This is a genomic window from Zavarzinella formosa DSM 19928, assembly GCF_000255705.1.
Taxonomy (GTDB): domain Bacteria; phylum Planctomycetota; class Planctomycetia; order Gemmatales; family Gemmataceae; genus Zavarzinella; species Zavarzinella formosa.
This window is the reverse complement of record NZ_JH636440.1, coordinates 457,115-469,605: the sequence shown is the minus strand read 5'-3', so window position 1 is coordinate 469,605 and position 12,491 is coordinate 457,115. Positions and strand designations below refer to the sequence as shown.

General features: G+C 60.0%; 10 protein-coding genes. 3 read left to right on the top strand and 7 right to left on the bottom strand.

What is annotated here, in order from left to right; genetic code table 11:
- The first annotated feature begins 187 nt into the window (after positions 1–187).
- Positions 188–1,039, top strand: a complete 852-nt coding sequence (locus BGIM_RS0112845; protein ID WP_020470172.1) for a TolB family protein — start codon at positions 188–190, stop codon at positions 1,037–1,039.
- Positions 1,040–1,058: 19 nt separating this feature from the next.
- On the opposite strand, the gene BGIM_RS0112840 is transcribed toward BGIM_RS0112845, so the two are convergent.
- Positions 1,059–1,832, bottom strand: coding sequence for a sensor histidine kinase (locus tag BGIM_RS0112840; protein ID WP_157368933.1), 774 nt, complete (start codon positions 1,830–1,832; stop codon positions 1,059–1,061).
- Positions 1,833–2,063: 231 nt separating this feature from the next.
- Between BGIM_RS0112840 and BGIM_RS0112835 the strand changes: the two genes are divergently transcribed.
- Entirely contained in the window at positions 2,064–2,684 is a 621-nt protein-coding gene (locus BGIM_RS0112835) for an RNA polymerase sigma factor (RefSeq protein ID WP_020470170.1), read from the top strand.
- Between the two features lie 16 nt (positions 2,685–2,700).
- Entirely contained in the window at positions 2,701–6,012 is a 3,312-nt protein-coding gene (locus BGIM_RS57390; protein WP_020470169.1) for a WD40 repeat domain-containing serine/threonine-protein kinase, read from the top strand.
- An 18-nt stretch (positions 6,013–6,030) separates the two neighbouring features.
- Here BGIM_RS57390 and BGIM_RS0112825 read toward each other — a convergent pair whose 3' ends face one another.
- The 6 genes from BGIM_RS0112825 to infB all read right to left on the bottom strand — a co-directional run.
- The gene (locus tag BGIM_RS0112825; RefSeq protein WP_020470168.1) at positions 6,031–7,293 is read right to left on the bottom strand and encodes a BBP7 family outer membrane beta-barrel protein; all 1,263 of its coding nucleotides are present in this window, start codon (positions 7,291–7,293) and stop codon (positions 6,031–6,033) included.
- A 179-nt stretch (positions 7,294–7,472) separates the two neighbouring features.
- Positions 7,473–7,850 carry a hypothetical protein gene (locus BGIM_RS0112820; protein ID WP_020470167.1) on the bottom strand — a complete coding sequence of 126 codons (378 nt, stop codon included), beginning with the start codon at positions 7,848–7,850 and terminating at the stop codon, positions 7,473–7,475.
- Between the two features lie 132 nt (positions 7,851–7,982).
- On the bottom strand, positions 7,983–8,717 hold the full coding sequence (locus tag BGIM_RS61290) for an endonuclease/exonuclease/phosphatase family protein (RefSeq protein WP_020470166.1): 735 nt from the start codon (positions 8,715–8,717) through the stop codon (positions 7,983–7,985).
- Between the two features lie 62 nt (positions 8,718–8,779).
- Complete coding sequence (locus BGIM_RS0112810; protein ID WP_020470165.1) at positions 8,780–9,484, bottom strand: hypothetical protein; 705 nt, start codon at positions 9,482–9,484, stop codon at positions 8,780–8,782.
- Positions 9,485–9,561: 77 nt separating this feature from the next.
- Positions 9,562–10,050 carry a 30S ribosome-binding factor RbfA gene (rbfA, locus tag BGIM_RS65795; RefSeq protein ID WP_020470164.1) on the bottom strand — a complete coding sequence of 163 codons (489 nt, stop codon included), beginning with the start codon at positions 10,048–10,050 and terminating at the stop codon, positions 9,562–9,564.
- A 143-nt stretch (positions 10,051–10,193) separates the two neighbouring features.
- Positions 10,194–12,491 (bottom strand): translation initiation factor IF-2 (gene infB, locus BGIM_RS0112800; protein ID WP_157369097.1); only part of this gene is annotated, 2,298 nt, incomplete at its 5' end.

Below are 12,491 nucleotides of genomic sequence, written 5' to 3'. Positions count from 1 at the left end.
CCCGTTGGGGCAGAAAACCCTTCAAATAACGGGATTCCAGGGGCTTCTGCCCCTGGCTATTTTCGAGCGCCCCCTTGGGGCGAAGACAGACCGCCGTGCAACTCCTCCGGGCGGATACCTTGGGAATATGTTACCATGTCCGGGCCGTCGATTCGCCCCGCTGATTCTCTCTCCCAGAGGGCCTCCCATGCGGGCCATCATTCTTTGGTTGTCGGCAATCGCCGCATCATCGGCAGGCGAGCCTGTCCGTCTCACCGGCGATGGTTCCCACAAACAGCATCTCCAGTGGTCGCCGGATGGTTCGCGGATTCTTCTGACTCGCATTCATGAGGGGAAGATGGCCCTCTGGACAATGACCGCCCAAGGGAAAGATTTCAAGCGACTCATCGAGAAAGACACGCCGCACTTCGACGGCCAATGGTCCCCGGACGGCAAAAAGATTTTCTTCGTGCTGGACATCTTGCAGGGGACCGACGGCAAATTGCAAATCGACCGGGTGAACGCCGACGGCACGGATCACAAAAACATCATCCCGCACAAGGCTTTTGACGAATCCCCCCGGCCGAGTCCGGATGGCAAGAAACTTCTGTGGGTCAGCACCCGCGACGGCAACCCGGAACTTTACTCGGCCGACGAGGACGGCAAGAACATCAAACGCCTGACCAGCGAAGTTGCCTTCGACCTGCACCCTGCCTGGAGTCCGGACGGCAAACGCATCGCCTTCAGCAGCGGCCGAACCGGACGGCAGAAAATTTTCACCATGAGCGCCGACGGCACGGACGTGAAAAAACTCACCGATGGCGACGGCCTCGAATCATGGCCCGCGTGGAGTCCGGACGGCAAACGCATCGCTTTTGTCAGCAACCGCACGGGCAATTACGACATTTGGTTGATGTCCGCCAACGGGAAGGATCTCAAAAACCTCACCAACCATCCCGGCACGGACACTTCGCCAACATGGAGTCCGGACGGCAAGCGCATCGCCTTTGTCAGCGACCGCGGCGGCGCGTCGGAAGTGTGGGTGATCGACGTTCCGTGAGCCATTGATCCCGCGCGTTTCAAACCGGCGCCGGCGGGAAGAACATCTCAACAGCCGTTCCCTTCCCCGGCTCGCTGCGAACCGCGACGGCCCCGGCCATGCGGCGCATGATGCCCTGAACCATCGACAGACCCATGCCCTGGCTGGCGGATTTCGTCGAGAAAAACGGATCAAACATCCGGTCTTTCGTCGCGGCATCCATCCCCGTTCCCGTGTCCCGCACTTCCACGGCGACATACATCCCCTCGCACAAGCCCCGGCCTCCGATCAGGGAGTCCAGCTTTGCGCGGTCAAGGTGCGTCATTCTGGCGGAAATCCAGATTCGGTTTCGTCTTGCCCCGCCCGCCTCAACGGCATTGAGGACGACTTCCATCAGAGCCTGGCGGTAACGAGTCGCATCGAGGCCGACCTTGGGAAGATCCCACGTGCTTCGCCAATACATATCGGCCTTGTCCCGGAACATCGACTGGAGCAACAAAAAGAAATCGCCCGTCAACACGTTGATGTCGTGCGGGACAATCACATACCGGCCTTTCCCCGCATAGGTGGCCATTCGCTGGCAAAGATCGGCCGCCTGTCCGGCCGCCTGTTCGATGTTCCGCAGATACTCCACGCACGGAGAATCCTCCGGCAATTTCAGCATGATGAGTTCGGAATAGCCCAGCACGCATGTCATCAAATTGTTGATGACATGCGAGGTTCCGGCTGTGAAACGTTCCAGGGAATCCGTCATCATCGCTCGATTCAACGAAGCCTGGGCGGGTTCCAGTGTCCGGGGTGCAACATGCTTCATGGGAATCACCCGGACTTCATGCGTTGAAGGCAAATCCGCCATCTCTTCAAAAAATAAAACTCGAAAATCATGTTCGGCTTTTCCTATTCATGCAATGTCCTCTCGGTGGAGAGGTCTTCGGTACGGTTACGACCCGACCAACCGGAACCTATCATCGCCCTCGGATTTTTTTTGTTCGGCGTCGCTCTCGGATGTTCCCTCATCCAAGCGCGGCGGTTCGCGGGAAGGCACATGCAAGATTGGGTTGAAGACCAGCCGGATGTCCGCACTTCGCCAACACTCCTCGGCTTATTCCACAAAAATCCGCATGATCCGGTGGCCTGGAGCCGGTTCGTGACGCTCTACGGCCCGAAGATTTATGCGTGGTGTCGCGCCTGGAAACTTCAGGAGGCGGACGCGGAGGATGTCACGCAGGCCGTGTTGATGAAACTCGTTTTCGTCCTGCGGGAATTTGAATATGACCCTCGGAAAAGTTTTCGCGCATGGCTGAAAACCGTCACGCATCACGTCTGGCGCGATTTTGCCAAACATCAAGCGCGGTTTGAAAACCGGACGGATCGGGCGGCGTTATTGGAACAAGCCCAAGCCCGTGAATCGCTGGCCGATGCGTTGTCGGATGCGTTCGACGAGGAATTATTGGAGACGGCCATGACCCGGGTCCGGCTCCGGGTGGAACCGCAAACATGGGAGGCTTTTCGCTTGCTCGCGTTCGTAGGATGCACCGGCCGGGAGACAGCCGACCGGCTCGGGATGACCGTCGCCGGCGTGTTTTTATCCCGAAGCCGGGTTCAACGAATGCTCCGGGACGAGCTCGGACGTTTGGAAAACCCGGTTCCCGCCAGCGCCGGTTAGAATTGAAAGTCCGACGATGCGATCTTGTCCCGATCCGGCGGCGCTGGAGGATTTTCTCCGCGGCCGGCTGCCCGACCGGTTGCTGGCCGAACTGACGGCGCATGTCGAGGAGTGTTCCGCCTGTCAGCTCACGCTGGACATCCTCTCCCGCGAGGAACCGCTCCCCGACGGCCGGCCGGTGATCTCCGACGAACCGGTTCTGCCGCCGTTCCTCTCCTCGCTCGCCAACCGGCCGCCCGTGCCCAAAGAAATCGCGTCTCATGCGCCCCCGAATTGGCCCGTTTTGGAGGACTATGAAATCCTCGGCGAACTCGGCGACGGCGGGATGGGGATCGTGTACAAGGCGCGCCATCTCCGCTTGAACCGGATTGTCGCCTTGAAAATGCTTCACGGCGGCATGCACCGGCTCGAAAACCTGCGGGAACAACTTCGCCACGAAGCCAGAACCCTTGCCCGGCTGGAACACCCAAACATCGTCCGGGTGTATGACATCGTGGAACACGGCGGGCACCCGTTTTTCTCGCTGGAATTCGTCGAGGGAACCACCCTCGCCCGGCTGATCGGCGGGAAGCCGCTGCCTCCCGCGCAGGCCGCCGAACTGCTCGCCACGACGGCGATGGCCGTTGATTACGCCCATCGCAACGGCATCCTGCACCGCGACCTGAAACCCGCGAACATCCTGTTGGAGGAAATTTCACCAGCGCGCATTGACTCGCCCCAAGTGTCCTTGATTGAACGCTGGTCCCCGAAGATCGCCGACTTCGGCCTCGCCAAAGTTTTCAGCCAGACGGACACGCTTCCCGGTCCGATTTCCGAATCCGGTTCGCCGATGGGCACGCCGGCCTACATGGCCCCCGAACAGGCGGATTTCTCGGCCGATCACATCGGCCCGGCGACGGACATTTATTCCCTTGGCGCGATCCTCTATGAACTGCTCGCGGGCCATGCGCCCTTCGCGGCCGACAGTACGCTGCGAACCATGATGAAGACGCTGCACGAGGACCCGCCTCCGCTTGCGGGCATCCCCCGTGATCTGGCGACCGTCTGCATGAAATGCCTGGAAAAGAAGCCCGAGAACCGCTACGCGCGGGCCTCTGATTTGGCCGATGATCTGCGCCGCTTTCTGACAGGCGAGCCGGTGGCCGCCCGCCCCCTCGGACTCGGCGGGCGATTCATGAAATGGGCCAGGCGCCGTCCCGCCGTCACGGCCGTTTACGGGCTGGCCGCTTTCGTGCTGATCCTGATGACGACGGCCGGCGTGGCCGTCGCCCTGTGGCAGCAGGCCAGACAAGACGCCGAGCAAATCCTGCTTCGGGAGGCCAGACTCCAACAGCAAGCCGGGAATGGCGGCGAGGACCACGAATGTCTGGAGCAAATCGCCTGTCTTCACAACGTCGGATTGGCCGCCCTCGAAAAGCTCAACGGCAATTTTCTCCGCGCCGCCCGGTTGCTTGACGAGTGCGCGCCCGAATGGCGGGGATGGGAATGGCATCACGCGGACCGGCTGATCCATGAGGAAATTCACTCCGGCCTCTGCCGTCGATCACCGGTTGACGCGGTGTTTCTTCCCGATGGCCGGGGGGTGCGAATGGCGAACCCAAGCGGCGATCTGACACGATTCGGTTTCGACGACCGGCGAACGGCGACTCTCCCCGCCCCGCAAACAAGTGGCTTGAACCTGGTCCGCCTTTCGGCCGACGGCCGGCGAATGGCTGTCGCCTCCTCATTAAAGCGGGAGGGGCCTTGGCGCGTCGAGATCCGGGACGCGGACACCGGCCGACGCCTGGCCGATTGGGACGGGGGCAAACAGGACATCCGGTTTCTGACCATTTCGGACGATGGCGAACGGGTGGCCGCCGCCTTCGGAGACGGTCAATTGTTCGGATACGAAATATCCTCCGCCCAGCCGCGACACGTCAGTGCGCAACCGGCGGCCCCTTCGCAACGGCCACGATTCCTCGGGGCGACCTTCTGGTTGTTAGTCGATTCCGGCGAGGACTATGTGATCATTGACGCGGGCAGCGGCAAAATCGAACGCCGGTTCACGACCCCCGACTCCGCACGGGCCGCCGCCACGGCCGGAACCCAGGATGGCCGGGTTCTCATCATCGCCACCATCACGGGGATCCTGCATGTCCATGAACGGCCGACCGGTCGGATACTCGAAAAAATCAAGGCCCACATGGGAGAAGTAACGGCGATGGCCGTCAGCCCGGACGGCAAGACAGTGGTCACCGGCGGCGAGGACGGGGCTGTTCGCCGGTGGGACAGCGCCTCCATGCGGACGTTTCACGGCCATCGCGGCCGCATTCTCGGCCTCAATTTCAACCGGGCGGGGGATCAACTCGTGTCGTCGGACGACAGCGGGAATTGGCGGGTCTGGTCAATGAACAAGCCCTCTTCGCCCGTCACGACCATGAACATCCCTCCCGATCCGGCCGGCATGGTGACGGTCAGCCCCGACCTCGGCCGGGCGTTTGTCCGCGAAAGTCCGAAGGGGGGCATGTTATGGAACATTGCCAAACGGGAGCGGGCGTTCGTTCAAGGGCCAAAGAATCAGGCGGTCACGGCGTCCGCATTTCACCCGAACGGCCGAATGTTTGCGCTCGGCGCCCCCAACGGAGACGTGGAATTGTGGGACATGTTGGAAAAAGGCCCGGTGTCACTCGGAAGCCTCAAGGGAAACCAGCAAGAGATGAGCGACTCGGCCATCACATCGCTGCAATTCTCCGCCGATGGCCGCCGGGTGTTGGTGGCCAGCACGCTTCGCCTTTCCGTGTGGGAGACCACGACCCGGAGCAGGGTGTTCGACCACGCCGGCGCGGAACATGTCGCCCTCAGCCCGGACGGCCGCCGCGTGGCGTTCGGCTCCAGCCAAATGGTTTGGGTGGTTGATCTGACTCATTCCGCCAAACACGAACTGATCGTTCCCCCCAAGATCACGGCCTTGGGATTCACCCCGGATTCACAAGCCCTGATGGCTGGCACAAAAACCTGGAGCGTGCTGAGATACCCGCTCAGCCAGACCGGCGAACCGCACACGACACCCGACATGCGGTTTGTCGGCCACACCAACGTGGTGCGAAGCCTCGCGTTCGGCCCGGACGGCCGCCGCCTCGCCACCGGAGCCGAGGACGGCGCCGTCAAACTTTGGGACACCCGCACCGGTCAGGAAGCCATCGGCCTGGAACCCAAACAATCCAAGCCAATCCTCCGCCTCCAATTCACTCCCGACGGCCACCGCCTCGCCGCCACCCCGCAAGGCCAGTCGCCGGTGATCTTCGATGGCGCCCCGCGAGAGGAGCCGATTGTGGAGATTGGAAAATAACCGGTTCATTCGTCCGACTTAAAATCGGAACTCCATTCCCAAGGACATGGAGATCAACAGCAGGTTGTTTCGGATCGGCGGCTCGCCGGAATTCAGCGGCGGGAGAGAATCCAGTTTTGTGGCCATACCCGCCGGAAGGCGGTCAGGCCGGATGCCCAGTTGGAGTTGGTTGTTGGCCTTGGCGACGACCGGCAGAAACAGGGCCGATGTTCCGGCGAAAAGACGCAGGTTTGAAGTGACGGCATAGGAGAGGCCGAGATCAAGTTCCGGAAGGGCGGTCACTTCGTTGGCGCGAAAGTCTCCCATGTCCTGCTTCAACAGGTAGGTTCCCTCCTGTTTCACAAGCCGGCCGCCGCCCGGAAGGATGATTTGTGTCAACCCTTCGCGGGTGACTTCTCGATCAGCCACGGCGATGCTGACTCGCGGACGGATGGTGAGGGTCCAATCGTTCCAAGTCGCGTCAGCCTGGAAACCGAGCAGGAACCCGTTGTATGAGTTTTTCGTCGTGATCTCGTCGCGCGAGACGATAGCCGTCCCCGGATTGAGGAATTTGGCGACGGTGACCACCCCCGCCACGGCCCGCAGCGATTCGCGGTAATCCAAATACCGATAACCGGCCAGCCCGTCGATCCGCCAGCCATCCCCCTCGACCAGCCCAAATCGCCCGGCCAGTTCCCCGCCAAACAGCGTCTTGGCGCCAAGTTCCAGGCTGAGGCCCCCTTTGACGAGATCAGGAACCTGCACGGGAACCACCACGATTTTCGGGGGACGTCCCTGAATGGCCGGCACGCCAACGGACAGGCCCAGTGTGTCCCCCAAAACAGCCCGATCCCCCGGCTGGAATATCAACCGGCCGGGGGATCGGGTCAGGTAAGTGAGCGAGCCTTCCACGCCGATGGTCTGCTCATTGTCGAGCCACGCTCCGGCCGTCAGACGATAGCCCTGCCGATCCGACCCGAAGGGTTGGTGCAGACTGACAGGGCCGACACTTTCCCCGGAGACCAGCCGCGAGGCCACCGGCGGCAACTCGAAGTTGAAAGCCTGGGCTAGTTTCAGCAGCTTGCCCGAAACGGTCAGCCACAGCAAATATTCGCCGCGCAGCCAGACCCGTTCCGGTTGGATTGGTTCAAGGGGAATCAACTCCCGCCATGATTCCCGGTCGTCGGCCGCGACAACAAACGGCTCCTCGGCACGAACATTGTTCGGCAGGAAACCGATGCCGAGGCAAAAAGCCAGCAGCAAGAAGCGGCGAACATTCATCAATGGCGGCCAAAGGATCATGCCATTTAGCAATCGGCCGCCCGGACAATCCAAATGAGCATAATCTGACGAATGCGATGAATATGCCGTATCTGACGAGACCGGGAATGATGGGGAATAGGGAACAGCGACGGCATCTTGGAAAATCGCCCCCCGTCTGTTGGCAGCGGGCATTTGCCGGTGATCGAAACGGGCTCGCCCTATTGTTTTGAAAGGGCCATTAATTGTTGCACTGTTTTGATCGTCGAGGGAGCGTTAAAAATCTTGGCAAGCGACTCAATCAGGTTGTCTTCGTCTGCCGCCTCCATGTCAGGCAATTTGTCAGCGACAATGGTAACGGGGTAATGCGATGTGATTCCAAATTTGACCTGCAAAAATGGAAAATGAAATTGTAATTTTCGGGAATAGAGAGCGTAAGTTAATTCCACAGTATTAACTTGAACTACGACACCCTCATAAGAAAACCTAACCAAGCCGTTGGTCTTCTCCTCTAACCCCGCACCAGCTTCTTCAATGATTTGTTTGGGAGAAAGAGGCATCTGCCCAATATCAAAATCCGGCCAGAGGTTCTTGGTCATTTCTTTTCCCCATCATCTTTGCCGACAGACAAATTCATCGCAAAAACAACCGGCAAATGGTCTGAACAACGCCTTCGGTCTGGAATCCCTCTCTCACTGAGGAGGGGAACCCCTCGTAAGGCTGTCACAATCTCAAATTCGCCGAAAGAAAAGTTGTTGAGCAAAGACGGACGAATCACCACTTGGTCTAACATATGCCATGTATAACTCATGCGGATTGGAACCACGATAGTAGTAAGTTCCCGGGGAGGTTCCGCGAGGCTCGTCACCAAACAAATTCCACATCGGATTGTAAAAATACGGATAACTTCGACCGAACATTTGACGAGGCTCGTCGCTGGCAATTGAGCGTGAGGCCACCGCATTCATGCCAAGAACACTCGCCACTGATGATTCAAACGGATTGGCGTTGAAGTCACCAAGCACAATACTGCGATCATGTCCAATCTGCGTTTCAAAATAGGCGATCGTTGCTGCCACTTGTTGCAAAAACAGCCCTTGTTTCTCCGGCGAATTGTTACGCTTGTCGAGTCCGTGAACCACACTGACAAGAATCTCTTGTTGAAGAGGCAATTGTAATTGCCAAACATCGAAGCGATCATTTGAAACTGGCAAAGACAGGCGGGCAAGGCATTTGGGATTAAATCGAGCAACTACCTTGAAGCGATTTCCGCAAGAAATTGCATGATATTCCGGCCCTTGGTCAAAGGCCGCAAGCAAAGCGGGAACAGGTATCCCACATTCAATCAAAAAAAGAATATCAAGTGATCGTTCAACAGCCAGTTCGGCCGCCAAACGGGCAATTTCTCGCTCGTCTTTTGAAGTGTTCCGGAGCGAGTCGACATTCCAGAAGCCAAACGAAACCATGTCTTGAGTCTCGTTGGAGATTCAATCGTGGCGGATGAGGAAAATCTCAACGATCAAAATCGTTACCGCGATTTCCTCGGCTTCGCCTCAGTTCCCTTTAATTCCTGCCCGGCGGGGCAGTCCGGCAACAGCGGGCATTTGCCGCATTTGGGGTTTTCTTCGGTGCAAAGCGTTGCGGCGTGCTGGCTGAGGAGTTCCACCAGTGTGCCCCCTTTTGCCTTGGGGACGAAGTGTTCGATGGTTCCCCGCAGGCTTTCGAGGCTTTCGGATTCGCCGTCGAGGATGCCGAGGCGGCGCAGGACGCGGATGCTCGGGGGGTCCAGCGGGATGGCGTGGCCGTTGAGGCCGTGCTGCATCACCCAGGCGACGGAGAAGTCGTTCGCGTCGTTGAGGCGGGAGATTTTCTTCGCGCCTTCCTTCATGCCCTTTTTGGCAATCTCCTCCATCTCGAAGCTATACGTCATCTCGAACCACTCTTGCAGGATGCCGATGAGCCGCGTGGCCCGCGTGGCGACATCGGGGAGCGGCCCCATCGCGTCGCACAATTCCTGCACGGTCGAGACGCGGATTTCGTTCAGGTCAACGAATCGGTCCTGGATGCCGCGAAACGCCTTGTCGGCCAGTTCCGTCGTCGTTCCCTCGCGCACGACGGCATAGAGCAGATGCTCCATGACGGAACGGCTGGGTTGCTCGGCGACCTCGTACTTTTTCTTGAGCGCCGTCAGGACGTGTTCGAGAATCTTTTGTTTGTTCGCGGCGGCGGCCATCAGGATCCTCCCCCCAATTGGAACTCGAAATTCGGAACTCGGAACCCGGAATCGCAAATCCGGTCAGGCGGGAGAGATCATTTGACCGGCTTCGTCGAGTCTACCGCTTCCTCGTTCTCGTCATCGTCCTCCGTGTCGTCACCCTCTTCGTCGTCTTCAGCATCGCCTTCGTCGTCATCCTCGTCGATTTCGTCTTCCTCCTCGGGAGGAATCTCGCCTTCCCCGTGGGGCTTTTCGAGGCTGAGAAGGCGGCTCACCTCCATGCTGTTTTTCATTCCCTCGTCGAGGATGAATTCCAGCACGGGGATGAAACGGGTTTTCATGCGGTCCGCAAGGCGCGACTGCACAAAACCGGCGGCATTGTTCAGTCCGGTGAGGGTGGTCTTGCAATCTTTCTCGGAGCCCATCACGGAGACGTACACCTTGGCCTTTTGAAGATCGGCGGAGACCTCGGCGCGCGTCACGGTGGTGAACTTGATGCGGGGATCCCGCAGTTCAAACAGAATGGCCTCGCTGGCGACCTCGCGGATCGCCTCGGAGACTCTTGCCAGTCGGTGATTTTTCATAGTTGTCTGTTCATTTCAATGGCGATGGGCGGGAAACCGCCCGGTCATGAGCCATGAGCTATGAGCCATGAGCAAAGCCAAAAAACGTCTCATGACATTCTTGGTTTTGCCCACGGCTCATAGCTCATGGCTCACGGCTCGGATCACAGCGTTCGCTTCACCTGCTCGATGCGGTAGGCTTCGATCACGTCGCCGACCTTGATGTCATCGTAGCCGGCGAGCTTGATACCGCAGTCGTAGCCTTCCTTCACTTCGCGGACGTCGTCCTTGAACCGCTTCAACGAATCGAGGCCGGCGGTGCGTTCGCCCTGCGGGAACACCACGATCCCCTCGCGGATGAGCCGGATCTTCGCGGAACGCTCGATCGTTCCCTGCGTGACGTAACAACCGGCGATGACGCCGACCTTGCTGATCTTGAACGTCTCGCGGACCAAGGCCCGGCCAAGGTGGATGACGCGCTCTTCGGGCTTGAGCTTGCCTTCCATCGCCGCCTTGATGTCTTCCGTGAGCTTGTAAATGATCTGGTATTCGCGGATCGGAATTTCCCGCGAATCGGCCAGCTTGATGGCCTCGTTGTCCGGCACCACGTTGAACCCGACGACCAGCGTGTCCTGCGGGGACGCGAGGGCCAGCTGGATGTCACTTTCGGTGATGGCCCCGATGCCCGCGTGGAGCACCCGGACCCGCACTTCGTCGTGAACCAGCTTTTCGAGTTCCTTGCGGATGGCTTCCACCGAGCCGCGGGCCTCGGCCTTCAGGATCACCTTCAACTCGGTGACCTTGGTCTTGGCCTCGGCCAGCGAATCGAGCTTCACGGCCTGCCGCACGTTGTAGCCGGCCTCGGCTTCCCGAATCTTGCGGCTTTCGGAGATTTCACGCGCCCGGGCCAGGTCGGCCACGACGTGGAAATGATCGTCCGCGTTCGGCACCTGATCCAGCCCGGTGATCCGCACCGGCACGGACGGACCGGCCGAGTTGATCGGCCGGCCAAGGTCGTCGTACATAGCGCGGACCCGGCCATAGGCCGCCCCGCAAACCAGCACGTCGCCCTTCTTGAGCGTTCCCTGTTGCACAAGGAACGTGGCCATCACGCCTTCGTCCCCGGACATGTAGGCTTCCAGACAGGTCCCCTGACCGGTCTTGTGCGGGTTGGCCTTCAAGTCCTTGATTTCGGCGACGAGAGCCAGCGTTTCCAGCAATTCGTCGATCCCCGTTCCCTTGACGGCGCTGGTGCGGACGAATTGCACGTCCCCGCCCATCGTGTCCGGCAGCAGGTTCAGGTTGTAAAGCTGTCGCTCCACCTTGGTCGGGTCGGCGCCCGGCATGTCCATCTTGTTGATGGCCACGACGATGTTGACCCCGGCGGCCTTGGCGTGGGCGACGGCTTCTTCCGTTTGCGGTTGCACACCGGAGTCGGCGGCCACCACGATCACGGCGATGTCCGTCACGTTCGCCCCGCGAGCCCGCATCTTGGTGAAGGCTTCGTGGCCGGGCGTGTCGAGGAAGGTGATCGGCTTGCCGTCCTTCTCCACGCGCCAGGCCCGGATGACCTGCGTGATGCCGCCGTGTTCGGAGGCGACCACGTTGGATTCCAGCCCGTAATTCTTGCGAATCCGGTCGAGCAGCGACGTTTTGCCGTGGTCGACGTGGCCCATGATGGTGACCACCGGCGCCCGCGGTTCGAGCTTGCTTTCGTCCTCGGCGGCTTCCTTGTGTTCCTCGAACAAGTCGTCTTCGACGCTCTTGGGCTTTTGGATGTCGAGTTCGACACCCTTTTCCCCGGCGATCAATTCGGCGACATCCACTTCCACGGTGCTGTTGATCGTGAACAACGAGTTCGTCAGGTCTTTCAACTTGAAGAGCAACTCGACGGCCTTCATCCCGATCGCTTCGCACAACGAACGAACGGTGATCGGCAGCGTGATGGGAACCTTGCCCTTGCGCTCAAGGGTTCCCTTGAGTTGCCGCATCTTCTGCTTCTTCAGCAGGGCGGCACGGCGGCCGTGCTTCGGCCCGAAGGTTTCGAGTTCCAGATCGACCTGACCGTCCTGGCCGATCACGACGTCCTTGGTCTTCACCTTCCGCTGTTCGGTGCGGATCTGGCGTTCCTTGGCCCGCTGATCCTTGCCACCGGCGCCGGGGGGACCGCCGGGGCCCTTGACGCCGCCGGGGCCCTTCTTCTTTTCGCCTTCCTCGTCTCCCTCTTCGGCGGGAGTGAAGCCGGGCTTGACGACATTGACCTGTTCGGCTTCCCGCTTGATGTCGGCGACGGTTTTGCCATCGCGGAGCTTGGCCAGTTCCTCCGGGGTGAACTTGCGGGGCGCTGGCGGCGTCGGAGGAATCTGACCGGGGCGAAGGCCGCCGGGGCCGGGGGGCCGATGACCGGCCGGGCCGGTTCCCTGTTGACCGGGGCGAAGCGGTTGCTGGTTGGCGGGCCGGGG

What these genes read in the sequence shown, in the direction of transcription:
- BGIM_RS0112845 (WP_020470172.1), top strand. Translation starts at nt 188, where the DNA reads ATGCGGGCCATCATTCTTTGGTTGTCGGCAATCGCCGCATCATCGGCA.
- BGIM_RS0112840 (WP_157368933.1), bottom strand. Translation starts at nt 1,832, where the DNA reads ATGAAGCATGTTGCACCCCGGACACTGGAACCCGCCCAGGCTTCGTTG.
- BGIM_RS0112835 (WP_020470170.1), top strand. Translation starts at nt 2,064, where the DNA reads ATGCAAGATTGGGTTGAAGACCAGCCGGATGTCCGCACTTCGCCAACA.
- BGIM_RS57390 (WP_020470169.1), top strand. Translation starts at nt 2,701, where the DNA reads ATGCGATCTTGTCCCGATCCGGCGGCGCTGGAGGATTTTCTCCGCGGC.
- BGIM_RS0112825 (WP_020470168.1), bottom strand. Translation starts at nt 7,293, where the DNA reads ATGATCCTTTGGCCGCCATTGATGAATGTTCGCCGCTTCTTGCTGCTG.
- BGIM_RS0112820 (WP_020470167.1), bottom strand. Translation starts at nt 7,850, where the DNA reads ATGACCAAGAACCTCTGGCCGGATTTTGATATTGGGCAGATGCCTCTT.
- BGIM_RS61290 (WP_020470166.1), bottom strand. Translation starts at nt 8,717, where the DNA reads ATGGTTTCGTTTGGCTTCTGGAATGTCGACTCGCTCCGGAACACTTCA.
- BGIM_RS0112810 (WP_020470165.1), bottom strand. Translation starts at nt 9,484, where the DNA reads ATGGCCGCCGCCGCGAACAAACAAAAGATTCTCGAACACGTCCTGACG.
- rbfA (WP_020470164.1), bottom strand. Translation starts at nt 10,050, where the DNA reads ATGAAAAATCACCGACTGGCAAGAGTCTCCGAGGCGATCCGCGAGGTC.